The organism is Aeromonas veronii bv. veronii (genome assembly GCF_000820225.1).
Lineage (GTDB): Bacteria > Pseudomonadota > Gammaproteobacteria > Enterobacterales > Aeromonadaceae > Aeromonas > Aeromonas veronii.
This window is the reverse complement of record NZ_CDDK01000020.1, coordinates 21,412-35,556: the sequence shown is the minus strand read 5'-3', so window position 1 is coordinate 35,556 and position 14,145 is coordinate 21,412. Positions and strand designations below refer to the sequence as shown.

The 14,145-nt window shown below is 58.5% G+C and carries 13 protein-coding genes; 8 read left to right on the top strand and 5 right to left on the bottom strand.

Features of this window, described 5'->3' with window-relative positions:
• Positions 1-26: 26 nt before the first annotated feature.
• The 6 genes from BN1139_RS09215 (at position 27) to BN1139_RS09190 (ending at position 5,801) form a co-directional block, all read left to right on the top strand.
• On the top strand, positions 27-395 hold the full coding sequence (locus BN1139_RS09215; RefSeq protein WP_005338181.1) for an ArsR/SmtB family transcription factor: 369 nt from the start codon (positions 27-29) through the stop codon (positions 393-395).
• Between the two features lie 4 nt (positions 396-399).
• Positions 400-768 (top strand): arsenite efflux transporter metallochaperone ArsD, encoded by a 369-nt coding sequence (arsD, locus tag BN1139_RS09210; RefSeq protein ID WP_005350176.1) that lies wholly within the window; start codon positions 400-402, stop codon positions 766-768.
• A gap of 27 nt (positions 769-795) precedes the next feature.
• Positions 796-2,559, top strand: a complete 1,764-nt coding sequence (gene arsA, locus BN1139_RS09205) for an arsenical pump-driving ATPase (RefSeq protein ID WP_005350190.1) — start codon at positions 796-798, stop codon at positions 2,557-2,559.
• A 109-nt stretch (positions 2,560-2,668) separates the two neighbouring features.
• The gene (gene arsB, locus BN1139_RS09200; protein WP_005350193.1) at positions 2,669-3,733 is read left to right on the top strand and encodes an ACR3 family arsenite efflux transporter; all 1,065 of its coding nucleotides are present in this window, start codon (positions 2,669-2,671) and stop codon (positions 3,731-3,733) included.
• Positions 3,734-3,808: 75 nt separating this feature from the next.
• Positions 3,809-4,234: a glutaredoxin-dependent arsenate reductase gene (gene arsC, locus BN1139_RS09195; protein ID WP_005350196.1), complete on the top strand. Its 426-nt coding sequence runs from the start codon at positions 3,809-3,811 to the stop codon at positions 4,232-4,234.
• A gap of 358 nt (positions 4,235-4,592) precedes the next feature.
• Positions 4,593-5,801, top strand: a complete 1,209-nt coding sequence (locus tag BN1139_RS09190) for a NupC/NupG family nucleoside CNT transporter (protein ID WP_005350199.1) — start codon at positions 4,593-4,595, stop codon at positions 5,799-5,801.
• Positions 5,802-5,888: 87 nt separating this feature from the next.
• On the opposite strand, the gene BN1139_RS09185 is transcribed toward BN1139_RS09190, so the two are convergent.
• On the bottom strand, positions 5,889-7,988 hold the full coding sequence (locus tag BN1139_RS09185) for a hypothetical protein (protein WP_005350202.1): 2,100 nt from the start codon (positions 7,986-7,988) through the stop codon (positions 5,889-5,891).
• A 443-nt stretch (positions 7,989-8,431) separates the two neighbouring features.
• Here BN1139_RS09185 and BN1139_RS21650 point away from each other — a divergent pair, with 443 nt between their 5' ends.
• The gene (locus BN1139_RS21650; protein WP_005338159.1) at positions 8,432-8,581 is read left to right on the top strand and encodes a hypothetical protein; all 150 of its coding nucleotides are present in this window, start codon (positions 8,432-8,434) and stop codon (positions 8,579-8,581) included.
• Between the two features lie 181 nt (positions 8,582-8,762).
• On the opposite strand, the gene BN1139_RS09180 is transcribed toward BN1139_RS21650, so the two are convergent.
• Positions 8,763-9,539, bottom strand: coding sequence for a BPL-N domain-containing protein (locus BN1139_RS09180; RefSeq protein WP_005350204.1), 777 nt, complete (start codon positions 9,537-9,539; stop codon positions 8,763-8,765).
• 216 nt (positions 9,540-9,755) lie between these two features.
• Here BN1139_RS09180 and BN1139_RS09175 point away from each other — a divergent pair, with 216 nt between their 5' ends.
• Complete coding sequence (locus BN1139_RS09175; protein ID WP_005350208.1) at positions 9,756-10,289, top strand: metal-dependent hydrolase; 534 nt, start codon at positions 9,756-9,758, stop codon at positions 10,287-10,289.
• Between the two features lie 200 nt (positions 10,290-10,489).
• Here the strand turns inward: BN1139_RS09175 and BN1139_RS20975 are convergent, their stop codons facing one another.
• The 3 genes from BN1139_RS20975 to trpB form a co-directional block, all read right to left on the bottom strand.
• Positions 10,490-11,248: a hypothetical protein gene (locus tag BN1139_RS20975; RefSeq protein ID WP_005350209.1), complete on the bottom strand. Its 759-nt coding sequence runs from the start codon at positions 11,246-11,248 to the stop codon at positions 10,490-10,492.
• Between the two features lie 878 nt (positions 11,249-12,126).
• Positions 12,127-12,933 (bottom strand): tryptophan synthase subunit alpha, encoded by an 807-nt coding sequence (trpA, locus tag BN1139_RS09165; protein ID WP_005350211.1) that lies wholly within the window; start codon positions 12,931-12,933, stop codon positions 12,127-12,129.
• Positions 12,930-14,123, bottom strand: a complete 1,194-nt coding sequence (gene trpB / locus BN1139_RS09160) for a tryptophan synthase subunit beta (protein ID WP_005338139.1) — start codon at positions 14,121-14,123, stop codon at positions 12,930-12,932. Before trpB ends, trpA begins: the two co-directional genes overlap by 4 nt.
• Positions 14,124-14,145 lie beyond the last annotated feature (22 nt).

Below are 14,145 nucleotides of genomic sequence, written 5' to 3'. Positions count from 1 at the left end.
AAAAAGTCGCACCAAGGGGAGTGAAGATGAACAAAGAGATGGCCACCAAGGTCTTTGAATCGCTGGCATCCGGCATCCGGCTCGATGTATGGCGGCTGCTGGTGAAGGCTGGGCTGGAGGGGCGGGTCGCCGGTGAACTTGCCAGCGAGCTCGATATTGCCCCCAATACCCTCTCGTTTCACCTCAAGGCGATGCTCAACACCGGTCTGCTGTCGGTGGAGCAGGAGGGGCGCTTTCTGCGCTACCGCGCCAATATTCCCCTGATGCTGGATGTGATCGCCTACCTCACCGAGGAGTGCTGCGCCGGTCATCCCGAGGCGTGCGGCGTGATGCGTGCCGAGTCAGCCTGCTCCCCCCATGTTCTGCCAGCGCAGCCCTGCTGCAACAAGGAGTAATGCCATGTCCTCCATTCAGATTTTTGATCCCGCCCTCTGCTGCTCCAGCGGTGTCTGCGGTACCGAGGTTGATCAGGCACTGGTCACCCTCGCAGCCGACCTCGCCTGGGCCAAGGAGCAGGGCGTTGCCATCGAGCGTTTCAATCTGGCCCAGCAGCCGATGCAATTTGCCGAGACACCTGCCGTCAGCGCTTTTCTGACCCACGCCGGGGAGGAGGGGTTGCCACTGGTGCTGGTGGAGGGGCAGGTGGTGTTGACCGGCCGTTATCCGAGCCGTAGCGAGCTGGCTCGTTATGCCGGGTTGCCTGCGCCTCAAGCGACCATCAAGGGGATCGTCAAGGGCGGCTGCTGCTCCGGCAGCGGTTGCTGCTGAGCCGTGACGCACCATTCGGGAGAGGCTATGTATCATTTTCTGACCAATCCACCGCCGTTTCTCTTTTTCACCGGCAAGGGCGGGGTGGGCAAGACCTCGCTGGCCTGCGCCAGTGCGGTGGCTCTCTGTGATATCGGCAAGCGGGTGCTGCTGGTGAGCACCGACCCCGCCTCCAACGTGGGGCAGGTGTTTGCCACCGAGATTGGCAATCGCGTCACCGCCATCGCCACAGTGCCCGGTTTGTCGGCGCTGGAGATAGATCCCCCCGCGGCGGCCAAAGCCTATCGGGAGCGGATCGTCGGGCCGGTGCGCGGCAAGTTGCCCGAGAGCGTGGTGCGCAGCATCGAGGAGCAGCTCTCCGGCGCCTGCACCACCGAGATTGCCGCCTTTGACGAATTCACCGCCCTGCTGACCGACCACACGCTGCTGGCCGAGTATGACCACATCGTCTTTGATACGGCGCCAACCGGTCACACCATCCGGCTGCTGCAACTGCCGGGCGCCTGGAGCGAATTTCTGGAGCAGGGCAAGGGGGATGCCTCCTGCCTTGGCCCGCTGGCGGGGCTGGAGAAACAGCGCAGCCAGTATGGCGAGGCGGTCGCCGCCCTGGCTGATGCTGCCAGCACCCGCTTGGTGCTGGTGGCGCGCGCCCAGCAATCCACTCTGCGGGAAGTGGCCCGCACCCACGAGGAGCTGGCCGCCATCGGCTTGTGGAACCAGCAACTGGTGATCAATGGCCTCTTCCCCGAAGGCGCCCTTGCCGGAGATCCGCTGGCAATGGCCATCTGGCAGCGCGAGCAACAGTCTCTCGCCCAGATGCCGCAGGGGATCAAGGGGCTGGCGCAGGATCATATCCCGCTGCTGGCCACCAATCTGGTGGGGCTCGACAGTTTGCGCCAGCTGCTGCAACCACAGGATGCTGGTGAGCAGGTATCACTGGCAACGTCAGCCCATCTGCCAGCCCAGCCCGAGTTGAGTTCGCTGGTGGACGAGCTGGCCGCCGATGGTCACGGCCTTATCATGCTGATGGGCAAGGGCGGGGTAGGCAAAACCACCCTGGCGGCCGCCGTGGCGGTGGAGCTGGCGAGCCGCGGCTTGCCGGTGCACCTCACCACCTCGGATCCCGCCGCGCACCTGAACGAGACGCTGGCAGGGAGTTTGCCCCATCTGGAGGTGAGTCGCATCGACCCCCACGCCGAGACCGAGCGTTACCGCGCCCAAGTGCTGGCCACCAAGGGGGCGGCGCTGGACGAGCAGGGGCGGGCGCTGCTGGAGGAGGACTTGCGCTCCCCCTGTACCGAGGAGATCGCCGTGTTTCAGGCTTTTTCCCGCATCATTCGCGAGGCGGGCAAGCGTTTCGTGGTGATGGATACTGCCCCCACCGGCCACACCCTGCTGCTGCTCGACGCCACCGGCGCTTACCACAGGGAGATCGCTCGCCAGATGGGAAACAAGGGGCTGCACTTCACCACCCCCATGATGCAGTTGCAGGATCCCAAACAGACCAAGGTGTTGATTGTGACGCTGCCCGAGCCGACGCCAGTGCAGGAGGCAGCCAATCTGCAATCCGATCTGCGCCGGGCCGGCATCGAGCCCTGGGGCTGGCTTATCAACCACAGCTTGCAGCAAGCTGCGGTCAGCTCACCGCTGCTGCAACTGCGGGCTGAACGCCAGCAGCCCCATATCGAGGCGGTCGAGCAGCAACATGCCAGCCGCTTCGCCGTGGTGCCGCTGCTCGCTGAGGAGCCGGTGGGGCCCGATGCCCTGCACCGCCTCTGCCAGCACCATTGAGTTGCCGCTCCGGTCTGCTGCCGGGGCGGCTTGAATATGCCGTTACTTGTTATAACCCTTTGTTTTGAACCAATACAAGATGCGGGATTGCGCCGTATCGGGAGCTGTGATGTCTGCAACATGTGATGCCAAGGCCGTGCCTGCCATCGGCTTTTTTGAACGTTATCTGACCGCCTGGGTCGCCCTCTGTATTCTGGTGGGGATTGGCCTCGGGCAGGGTTTGCCGGATCTCTTCAAGGCGATCGGTGCCATGGAGGTGGCCAAGGTCAACCTGCCGGTGGGGCTGCTGATCTGGGTGATGATCATCCCCATGCTGCTCAAGATCGACTTTGGCGCCCTGCATCAGGTGAAGGGCCACATGAAGGGCATTGGGGTCACCCTCTTTATCAACTGGCTGGTCAAGCCTTTCTCCATGGCCTTCCTCGGTTGGCTCTTTATCCGCGTGCTGTTTGCCGACTGGCTGCCGGCTGATCAGCTCGACAGTTACGTAGCGGGGCTGATCCTGTTGGCGGCGGCCCCCTGCACCGCCATGGTGTTTGTCTGGAGTCGCCTTACCAACGGCGATCCCTACTTCACTCTGTCGCAGGTGGCGGTGAACGACCTCATCATGGTGTTTGCCTTCGCCCCGCTGGTGGCGCTGCTGCTCGGGGTCTCCAGCATCATAGTGCCGTGGGATACCCTGCTCACCTCTGTGGTGCTCTATATCGTCATCCCGGTGATCATCGCCCAACTGCTGCGCAAGGCTTTGCTGAAAAAGGGAGAGGCCCATTTTGACGGCGTCATGACCCGCATCCAGCCCTGGTCGGTGGCGGCCTTGCTGCTCACTCTGGTGCTGCTGTTTGCCTTTCAGGGCAACGCCATCATTGAGCAGCCGCTGGTTATCGCCCTGTTGGCGGTGCCCATTCTGATCCAGGTGCTGTTCAACTCCGGGCTGGCTTACTGGCTCAACCGCAAGGTGGGGGAGAAGCACTCGGTCGCCTGTCCTTCCGCCATGATCGGCGCTTCCAACTTCTTCGAGCTGGCGGTGGCCGCCGCCATCAGCCTGTTCGGCTTTCACTCCGGCGCGGCGCTCGCCACAGTGGTCGGGGTACTGATCGAGGTGCCGGTCATGCTGCTGGTGGTGCGGGTGGTTAACGCCAGCAAACCCTGGTACGAAGCGGGGCTGAGCCGTTAACTGATGGCCGCTAACAGCTGGCCGCGAACTGATGCTATCCATTTTCTATTCACTTGATTAATGAGAGACACGCAAATGAGTGCAATCACCATCTATCACAACCCGGAATGTGGTACCTCCCGTAACACCCTGGAGCTGATCCGCAACAGCGGCGTGGAACCCACAGTCATCCACTATCTGGAGACGCCCCCTTCCCGTGACCAGCTGGTGGCGCTGATCGCCGCCATGGCCATGCCGGTGCGCGATCTGCTGCGCAAGAACGTGCCACCCTACGAGGCGCTCGGTCTGGCGGAAGATCGTTTCAGCGATGATGAACTGATCGATGCCATGCTGGCCCACCCCATCCTCATCAACCGCCCTATCGTGGTCACGCCGCTTGGCACCAAGCTGTGCCGTCCGTCGGAAGTGGTGCTCGATATTCTGCCCGATCAGCAAAAAGGGGCCTTCGCCAAGGAAGATGGCGAGCAGGTGGTGGATGCGAGCGGCAATCGCCTCAAGTAATCATCTGAACGCTCAAGTACGGATTGAAACAGGGCCAGCTTCACGCTGGCCCTGTTTCGTTGTGTGAACAAGTTGAAAAAGTTACTCCGGCCAATCGTTTTACCGCTTTTTCTGTGACGATGATCACTGTACCATCGCCGCCCGACCTGCCACCCGGCCGCATCTCCCCCTGCGACGGCGCTGGCGTCACCCGATACATGCTGTCACCCGGAACGTGAATGACCCCAGGATGGGACCCGCCACTAACCTGTAGGTTTGTGGTCTGCGTGTCGCGTGGGTCGGCATTTCTCTCGCCGGATCGCCCGCGACGCCTGTCTGCAGACTTGCCATATGAAACTCCTCTCTTCATAGGTGCAAGATGACACTGTTATTGAGTCTGGTCGGTATGCTGGCCCTGATGTTTATCGCCTGGCTGGCGAGTGAAAACCGCCGAGCCATCCGCTGGCGAACCGTGCTGGGTGCGCTCGCCCTGCAAACCGGTTTTGCCGCGCTGGTGCTCTATTTCCCCCCCGGACAAATCATGCTCGGTGCCATGAGCAATGGCGTCTCCGCCCTGCTCGGCTTTGCCGACAGCGGCATCCGTTTCGTGTTTGGCGATCTCGCCAGCAACGGCTTTATCTTCGCCGTGCGGGTGCTGCCGCTGGTGATCTTTATCAGCGCGCTGATCGCCGTGCTCTACCACTTCGGCATCATGCAGTGGGTGATCCGGGTATTGGGTGGCGCCGTGCACCGCCTGCTCGGCACCAGCCGCGCCGAGTCACTGGTGGCCACCGGCAATATCTTCTTGTCGCAAGGGGAGTCGCCGCTGCTTATTCGTCCCTTCCTCGCCGGTATGACCCGCTCCGAGCTCTTTGCGGTGATGAGCTGCGGCATGGCCTCGGTGGCGGGCTCGGTGCTGGGTGGTTACGCCGGTCTGGGTGTGGATCTTAAATACCTCATTGCCGCCTCCTTTATGGCGGCGCCGGGTGGCCTGCTGATGGCCAAACTGCTGGTGCCGGAGCAGCAACAGGTGAGCGATCAGACCGAGATCACCCTCGACAAGAGCGACTACAGCAACGCCATCGACGCACTGGCGGGCGGCGCCATGGGCGGCATGAAGATCGCCGTGGCCATCGGCACCATACTGCTGGCCTTTGTCAGCGTCATCACCATGATCAACGCCGGTCTCACTACCGTCGGCGAGTGGTTCGGCTGGGCCGATCTCTCCCTGCAGCAGCTGCTGGGTTATCTCTTCGCTCCGGTGGCCTGGCTGATTGGCGTGCCCGCCAGCGAGATGATGGCGGCAGGATCGCTGATTGGTCAGAAGGTGATCATGAACGAGTTTGTCGCCTATCTGGACTTTGCCAATATCAAGGCAGATCTGAGTGCCCACACCCAGATCATCATCACCTTCGCGCTGTGCGGTTTTGCCAATCTGGGCTCCATTGCGGTGCAGCTTGGCTCCATCGGCACCATGGCGCCGGAGCGCCGTCACGATGTGGCCAATATGGGCTTCAAGGCGGTGCTGGCTGCGACCCTCGCCAACCTGATGAGCGCCACCCTGGCCGGGATCTTTGTCTCTCTCTGATGAGATAAAGCCAGGCTGCGCCAGTAAAAAAGCGCCCGCCCCATCTGGGGCGGGCGCTTTGCTTTATGGGGCTTTATGGGCCGGGTGCTAGCGAGCGTTCGCTTCCCCCAGCCGTGGGTTGAGGGAGAGGATACGGGTCTTGCTGACCCGGTGGCGATAGATCTCCCGCAGATAGAGCAGCGCCTTTTTCACCGATTCACGACTGAGGCGAATATCGTTGATGGAGACGAACTTCTCTTTCTCGCGGATAAGCTCCCGATATTTCTTCTCATACATGGGCTTGATAGCGTACCAGTTGGTATCGAGGATCTTGGCCGGGTTCTCGAACTCGTTGAGCATGCTGTCGAGCAGCGCATCGTTCCACTCCTCATTGCAGATCATCTCGATCACCGCCTTGTCCAGATGCTCATCGAAGCGATAGTGATCCTTGGCAAAGCAGCGCTTGATAAAGGCCACGATCAGGGTCAGGAAGTCATCGCTCAGGCAGGGGCTCTTGACGATCAGGGTGGTGAGGGAGATGTTGGCCGACGCCCCGATGACCAGCGCATACCGCTTGAGGGTGGTATTGGGGAAGAGCCCGTTGAGGTGAGACTTGAGCCGGTTGAGATCCATATAGGAGAGCTTGTACTCCTTGGGCAGGGAGATGATCGACACCACAGAGGAGCAGTTCTTGAAGAAGTGCAGCTCGTTGAGGTGGGCCGGGTTATGGCCACTTTTCACATAGTCGTCCAGATACTCCCGATAGTTGCCCGCCTCGATGGGCAGCAGACTGATCCCCTCGATGGCCTGGGTCATCTTGTTGAAGTGGGGCAGCTCGATGGAACGGGTGAAGAGATCGTCCACATTGAGCCCATCCTCCTTGTCAAACAGGCCGCCGGGGGGTGAGATGGACTCGGCATACGCCACCGCCACCGGCCCCGCCAGACTCATAAAGAGGTCGTTGGCATCGAGTCGAATGGTCTCGCTGATATCGATGCCCGCCCGGCGAAAGTAGTTCTCGTCGTAGTCGGTGGTGACGGCCTGAGCGGTAAGAATGTTGAAGATCTGCTGGGAGATGTACTGGTTGGCGTACTTCTCCATGGTGTTGACGTCAACATGCTGGATCTCGCCATCGTCGCTCTCTTCGGCGTAGCGCATGATGTCGTTCGAGATCAGCATCATGGCATTCCAGGGTCTGATCCGCTTGAGCATGCTGGCATCGCACGCCTGCTCGTTGTCGAAGTGATAGGAGAAGTCCCACTCCTCGGCCAGATACTTGCACAGCAGGCGCCCGGCATTGATGTGCAGCGCTTCCGAGATCTCGATACCCCGATCACAGATATTGGGCAGGATGCAGATGCCGCTGGTGAAGATGGGATCGAACATGAAGTGCTCCCCGAGGGAGAGGTGCTCCTCCTCTTCTGACGGGGGCGAAAAGGTCTTGCTCATGTAGGAGTACTGTTGGGCCAGCCCGAACTCGGAGGCCATGCCGGAGCCGGTGCCGCCCCCGGCACTGAAGATGTAGAAATAGAGGCGGGACTGGTTGGCCTTGATGCCGCAGGAGTCCACCAGATAGGTATGAATGGCCTGCCACTCCGAGTTGGCGAAGTAGTGGGGGCTCTTGTTGAGGATGATCTTGGCCAGATACTGGCCAAGGATGGGAGCGTTACCCGCGCCTCCCGCGTGGATCTCCGACAAGTCCATCACCCGCATCTTGGCGTAGTCACGCAAGGAGCCACCTTCGCCGCTGCGATTGGAGTGGCGGATGCGGCCATCGATGTCCTTGTCCAGATCCCCCAGCATCACCATGGGCTCGATCAGAAAGACCGGCCGGGCCCCGTTGTTTGGCAGCCGCAGATTGCGCCGGATCCAGCTCACCGGGCCAAACTCCTTCTCCCGCTTGCGTTGCTCTTCACTGTTGAATTCATTGAGATAAAAACTGCGGGCGTTGTAGACCAGCGAGGCCACATCCTGCGCGATGTTGGAGCCGCAGCGCCCCAGCCCCACCAGACAGACGGACGGAAAGTTGTGGGGCACGGCGGCGCCCGTTTCGCTCTCTCCGATGGCGGCCGGAAACACCGCGTGGCGCAGCTGTTCCAGATTGGCAAGAATGCGGGCCAGATCCCCTTCGGTGTAGTAGAGGTAACGGTTGCCTGCGTCCTGCTCATCATCCGTGTTGATAGGTAGCAGATCGATATGCTCGGTCATGAAAAAAGATCCCTCTTGGCGGCGAATGTATATAAATCAGCAGCTTTTGGACTGCCCGCTAACTCTAGATGATAAAAAGCGGGGGCGCGGTGAGCGGAGGGCGAGAGTTGTGACTGTGTGATCATGGGCACAGCAACATCCCGGAAATCTGCTGGTACCCCCCACTGGACGGATGGGGCAACGGCGCCCCATTCCCCTGAAAAGGGGGATGACTGCACTCAATCATGTGTTGGCCGCGTGCCGGATCATCCCGCTCTGAGCGGTCTGTTTCCCTCGCGCTGGCGTGGTGGAATAAACACGAAAAGAATTCTTAGATTGGTTTTCCTATTTCCAATCGATTATTTGATTGGGCAGTAACGGCATTAGCGGTGTCAGATTAGGGGAGCAGGTTGGCCAACGCGCCGTCAGCCAGTCTTTACGCGGTCACACAAGGAGACACTCTGATGGAAACACTTGACCAGAAAATCGACACCATGCGAGAAGCATTTATGCAGCAGGAGCGCAAACAGGCCCACGACAAGTGGCAAGCCAGGGTCGAGGAGCTGCTACAGATACGGGGTGAGGAGAGACAACCGGAGGAGCAGGAAGAGTAGTGCTCGCTCCCGGGCGAAAGTTGAGGTAGCGAACCCTTCGTATCGGCTACCCGTTATCTACCACCGATAAAAAAACCACCGACCTTTTGCAGGTCGGTGGTTTTTTTATGGATTGCTGCCGATTGGCTGGCCTGACTTCCGGGCCGAGCAATGGGGTCACATCCAGGGCGTAGGGACACGCCTACTTCGAATGGGTGACGGGCTTTTCGGAGAGCAACTCGTTAACGAATCCAGCGGCTAGATAGATATTGGACTCCATCTTGTCGCCGTCCACCGCATTCTCTTTCCACGATTCGGGTGCTTCCGGGTGTGGCCCGGAAACCGCCACTTTGCCTTTGCCGTATGAGCTGATCAGCGCGGCAATCTGATGGTTTTGAAAATGGGCGATAACCTTGACCTGCTCGGAGCTTGGCACCGGCGTAAATTGCGGGCCGGCCTGGTAATACATCTGGCGCTCTTCACCAAGCCAGCTGATCGGGAAGATCCTGGCGCTAAAGTCGCCGTCATAATCATCGGATGTGGCAGGAACAAGGCCCAGCGCCGGCACAAAGCCCTCTTCTTCAGACCAGCCGGTGGATGCCACAAAGGCACCCCCACAGATCCCGAGGTAGCGGCCACCATTCTGCAAATAGGTTTTTAACGCCGAACGAGCGTCCGCGGTGAAGGCATTGAGGAGCGGCTCAACATCGTCCTCAGTGCCGCCTACGATCAACACCCTGGCATTATCGAGCTCTGCAGGCAGCGCCTCGAGATTGGAGAGATACCTGACTGGCAAGCCCACCTGCCTGACAACATCCGCAATCGCTCTGGTGCTATCTCCATCAGAAACCGGCCCGTTATAGATCAGCGCGTACGGCTCTTGCTGTGGCTGCGCAGAGGCGGCCTCAGCCATGCATCCAGTCATTAACCAAAGGCTGATAATGCTCGCAATCCGCACGAGGCTTTTTGGTACATTCATCGCTGCAACTATCCCTGTGATGTGAACCGAAGAGACTACTTATCACGATCCCGTTCTGCATGTCAGCCGCTGTTAAATGAACATTTCAAGTTAACGTGCCAAGGCTGATTGGCGCTGCGTTCAGCTAACAGCGAGTCAATACAGTGGGCGCACTTCACCTTCACTTCACCGAGCGGGGTTAGGGTAGGCTCACGTTTTCAGTTGGAGCTTTATTCTATGCCCACCATAGTTACCCACGCTGCCGTCCCTCTCTGCCTTGGACTGGGGCTTGGCAGCCGGATTATCCCGCCCCGCCTGCTGTTGGCCGGTGTCGCCATCGCCATGCTGCCTGATGCCGATGTGCTCGCCTTTAAACTGGGGGTCGCCTACGGCCATGTCTTTGGTCACCGCGGCTTTACCCACTCCCTGTTGTTCGCTTTTGCCCTGCCCACGCTGGCCATGTTGTTTCACCGCCAATTTCGAGCGAGCGCCGTCACCGTCTGGTCGTTTCTGCTGGTCTCGCTACTCTCCCACAGCTTGCTCGATTCCCTCACCACCGGCGGCAAGGGGGTTGGCTGGCTCTGGCCGTGGCGGGATGAGCGCTTCTTCGCCCCCTGGCAGGTGATCCGGGTTGCCCCCTTCAAGCTGGAGGCTTATCTCACTGCCCGAGGTGAAGCGGTGATCCTCTCCGAGCTCTACTGGGTCTGGCTGCCGGGAGGTCTATTGATGCTGGTGTTGATGGGATGGCGGGTGTGGAAAAAAGAGAGGTAGTGGGGGGGAAATTGTTATTGGATAAATTGTGGCTGAGTAACAAATCAGACCTTGGACACCCATCTCTGTGATTCTGGTTATGTGACGCCTTGCTCAGAAAGGTGGTGTCCTGATTTCCCTCGGGAAATAAATTATCGTTTCCACGGGTACTTTGGTAGGCACGCCCCGCCATCAGTGCATATTGTATGTTACTATCAATTTTATTTTTCTCCAAAAATCTGATTGCAAGGGCAATGTTTAGCATCGTACCCTTCTCGTTTGCAATAATTTAAACAAGCGTCAATATCTGGTTGGCGTTTAAATGAATCATCACTACTCCAATTCCCCTTTCCATCGTGGAACATGACTGAGCAATCACCTGTATAAACTGGTTTTCTCAGAATGCCATTCAATTCAGGTTGATTGATATCTCTATTCATTTCCTTCATTACCACTGGATTGATTGGGGATTCATCCAGTAGAACTTTCTCATTAGACTTGGTGGTTATCACTAAATTTATACTATCTAATTCGATGGGAAGTTCTTCCAGCGAAATACGTTGCCATACTTTACTATGGAATTTAAAAATAACATAAGGGGGGTTAGGCCTACCCCATTTATTGTAAGAAAGGCATGATGTGGTTGTTGATATAATATATGGCACTCCATTTAATATATGAAGGGCAAGTGGAGTGAAATTTGCTCTCTTGATATCATCCCCATACTCATTCTTCCATGAAATATATTCATTAGTATTAGGTATGGTAAATGAAACTGCTTGCTCCTTTATGGGAGGAGATTGCCCTAGTTCACGACGACCACCATAACTCTGTGATCTATCTACCATGATCTTGCTACCATCGTGCAGCACGACCTCTTCCTGCCAACTCACAATGTCAGAGGAAGTGCAAGATAGGATGATGCTAAATAAAATAGCGAGCGGCATCATCCAACGCCAAAAAATTTTTTTAACATTCATTTTCGTCCCCGACACACATCAGAGTCGTTGCTTTAACGCTCTTTATTTTGTGTTGAATGAGCATCTTCGCAATCAATCTCACCACATGATCAACCGCGTGTTGCGGGAGCTATTTAGGCCCCCCCCCCTTTTTGTGTGCTGACTATACAGCGTCTTGCTCAGAAAGGTGGGTGTCCTGATTTCCCCAGAAATATGAGGTACGCAATACCGATGCCGCCGCACACCACCTTAACCACTAAAATCAACGTATAGTAAAAATGCCACGCGTTGCGAATCACTCTTAAACATCGCGAATGTTGGGCTAAAAATCGTAGGTTGGATCTGAACGAAGTGAAGCCCAACGTTTACCGCGAATATATCTGTAAATCTGTTGTACCGATCTACCACATCCTTGTTTATCCCGATCTGGTTGGCGCAATAATGCTTGCCTGTTGGGCTTTGCTACTCGCTGCAGCAGCCTACATAAACCACGCTACCGCCCCTGAGTTCCAGCTCCCAGTCCGCTGCTGTTAACCTGCGAGATTGCAACAATCGCTGTCATGGCGTTCTTCCGATAGATTGATTGTCATTCGGGTATCTTAAAGGCGAGGGTAGAGCGTTGAGAAGCGCGTTTTGGTGGGAATCTGTGTGTTGGATCAACAAATTAGTCATCGGTTGTGCTTTGGGTTAGCCGCTGGTTTGGCTAGCAATGTGTCAGGCCCCTCACCCTAACCCTCTCCCAGAGGGCGAGGGGATCAACGAGGGAGATGGGAGCAACATGTCGGGAGCTGTTAGCGGGTACAAGCGAGATAAAAAGAAAGGGAGCCGATCAGGCCCCCTTTTACATGGTTATGCGAACTGGCAACTCAGGGCCACGGACATCTGACCCCAACCGGACCTTATCGATTGGTCGCAGCCTTCATCCCTTCCACAAACTCTTTCAGGCGGGTCAGCATATGTTCCGGGTTCTGGTGGTGGGTCTCGATGATCTTCACCACGGCGGAGCCGGAGATGGCACCGGCGGCGCCAGCTGCGATCGCTTCACGCACCTGAGCTGGCTCGCTGATACCAAAGCCGAGCAGGGCGGGGGGGGCGTTGAATTCGCGCAGGGTATTGATCAGCCCCTCCACCGGCATACCGGCCTTGGTCTCGGCGCCGGTGACGCCGGCGCGGCTCACCAGATAGGTGTAACCATTGCCGAGCTCCGCCACCTGTTTCAGGGTCTCGGCGTCGCCATTGGGCGGGGCGATAAAGATGCTGTCGATGCCAAACTTGTCGGCGGCCGCCTTGTAGGGGGCGCACATCTGCACCGGCACGTCGGCAACCAGCACCGAGTCCACGCCCGCCTGCTGGCACTTCTCGTAGAAACCGTCGATTTTGCGCACATAGACCAGGTTGGCGTAGACCAGCAGGCCAATCGGCAGCTGCGGGTACTTGGCGCGGATGCGGCCAAGCAGCTCGAAGCAGTCGTCCGGGGTGGTGTGGCTGGCAAAAGCGCGCAGAGCGGCGCCCTGAATGGTGGGGCCGTCCGCTACCGGATCGGAGAAGGGAATGCCGAGCTCGAGGGCATCGGCGCCCCCTGCGACCAGCGCATCGACGATGGCTAGCGAGAGTTCAGGAGTGGGGTCCCCCAGCATCACGAACGGCACAAAGGCGCCCTGATTGGCCTCGTCCAGACGGGAGAAGAGTTGTGCGTAACGGTTCATGACAAGGTTCCTTCTTTCTCGAAAATGTCAGCGACGGTGAAGATATCTTTGTCGCCACGGCCGGAGAGGTTGACGATGAGCACCTGCTCTTTTTCCGGTTCACTGCGGGCCATCTTGAGGGCGTGGGCCAGCGCGTGGGAGGACTCCAGCGCCGGGATAATGCCTTCGGATTTGGCCAGCTCCTGGAAGGCGTCCAGCGCCTCCTTGTCGGTCACCGAGGGGTACTCGGCGCGGCCGATGGCGGCCAGATGGGCGTGCTGCGGGCCGACGGAGGGGAAATCCAGCCCCGCCGAGACGGAGTAGGACTCCTGAATTTGGCCCTGATTGTCCTGCATCAGGTAGGAGTGCATGCCAAAGAAGACCCCCTTGCTACCGTGACCGAGCGGCGCACCGTGCTCGCCGCTCTCGATGCCGTGACCACCCGGCTCGACGCCGATGAGGCGCACCGACGGCTCATCGATAAAGTCGGCAAACATGCCGATGGCGTTCGACCCACCGCCGACGCAGGCGATCACCGCATCGGGCAACCGCTCCTCCTTCTCGAAACACTGGGCCTTGGCTTCTTCGCCGATCATCTTCTGGAACTCCCGCACGATAGTGGGGAAGGGGTGCGGACCGGCGGCGGTGCCGAGCAGGTAGTGGGCCGACTCGTAGTTGGCAGCCCAGTCGCGCAGTGCCTCGTTGCAGGCATCTTTCAGGGTGCTGGAGCCGGAGTGCACCGGAATGACGGTGGCGCCCATCAACTTCATGCGAAAGACGTTGGGCTTCTGGCGCTCGCAATCCTTGGCACCCATATAGACCCGGCACTTGAGGCCGAGCAGGGCGCAGGCCAGCGCAGTGGCCACACCATGCTGACCGGCGCCGGTCTCGGCGATGATCTCGTTCTTGCCCATCCGCTTGGCCAGCAGCGCCTGACCCAGCACCTGGTTGGTCTTGTGGGCGCCGCCGTGCAGCAGATCTTCACGCTTCAGATAGAGTCGGGTCTTGGTACCCTTGGTCAGATTGCGGGTCAGGGTGAGCGGAGTCGGGCGACCGGCATACTCGGTCAGCAGGGACTGAAACTCGGCGATAAAGGCCGGATCATCCTTGGCATCGACGAAGGCTTTCTCCAGCTGGAGCAGGGCCGGGATAAGGATTTGGGGTACATACATACCGCCAAATTCACCGAAAAACGGGTTGAGCAGGGTCATGGCTTCTTCCTTGTATTAGCTA

What these genes read in the sequence shown, in the direction of transcription:
- BN1139_RS09190 (WP_005350199.1), top strand. Translation starts at nt 4,593, where the DNA reads ATGACACTGTTATTGAGTCTGGTCGGTATGCTGGCCCTGATGTTTATC.
- arsC (WP_005350196.1), top strand. Translation starts at nt 3,809, where the DNA reads ATGAGTGCAATCACCATCTATCACAACCCGGAATGTGGTACCTCCCGT.
- arsD (WP_005350176.1), top strand. Translation starts at nt 400, where the DNA reads ATGTCCTCCATTCAGATTTTTGATCCCGCCCTCTGCTGCTCCAGCGGT.
- arsA (WP_005350190.1), top strand. Translation starts at nt 796, where the DNA reads ATGTATCATTTTCTGACCAATCCACCGCCGTTTCTCTTTTTCACCGGC.
- BN1139_RS21650 (WP_005338159.1), top strand. Translation starts at nt 8,432, where the DNA reads ATGGAAACACTTGACCAGAAAATCGACACCATGCGAGAAGCATTTATG.
- BN1139_RS09185 (WP_005350202.1), bottom strand. Translation starts at nt 7,988, where the DNA reads ATGACCGAGCATATCGATCTGCTACCTATCAACACGGATGATGAGCAG.
- BN1139_RS09175 (WP_005350208.1), top strand. Translation starts at nt 9,756, where the DNA reads ATGCCCACCATAGTTACCCACGCTGCCGTCCCTCTCTGCCTTGGACTG.
- BN1139_RS09215 (WP_005338181.1), top strand. Translation starts at nt 27, where the DNA reads ATGAACAAAGAGATGGCCACCAAGGTCTTTGAATCGCTGGCATCCGGC.
- arsB (WP_005350193.1), top strand. Translation starts at nt 2,669, where the DNA reads ATGTCTGCAACATGTGATGCCAAGGCCGTGCCTGCCATCGGCTTTTTT.
- BN1139_RS20975 (WP_005350209.1), bottom strand. Translation starts at nt 11,248, where the DNA reads ATGAATGTTAAAAAAATTTTTTGGCGTTGGATGATGCCGCTCGCTATT.
- trpA (WP_005350211.1), bottom strand. Translation starts at nt 12,933, where the DNA reads ATGAACCGTTACGCACAACTCTTCTCCCGTCTGGACGAGGCCAATCAG.
- trpB (WP_005338139.1), bottom strand. Translation starts at nt 14,123, where the DNA reads ATGACCCTGCTCAACCCGTTTTTCGGTGAATTTGGCGGTATGTATGTA.
- BN1139_RS09180 (WP_005350204.1), bottom strand. Translation starts at nt 9,539, where the DNA reads ATGAATGTACCAAAAAGCCTCGTGCGGATTGCGAGCATTATCAGCCTT.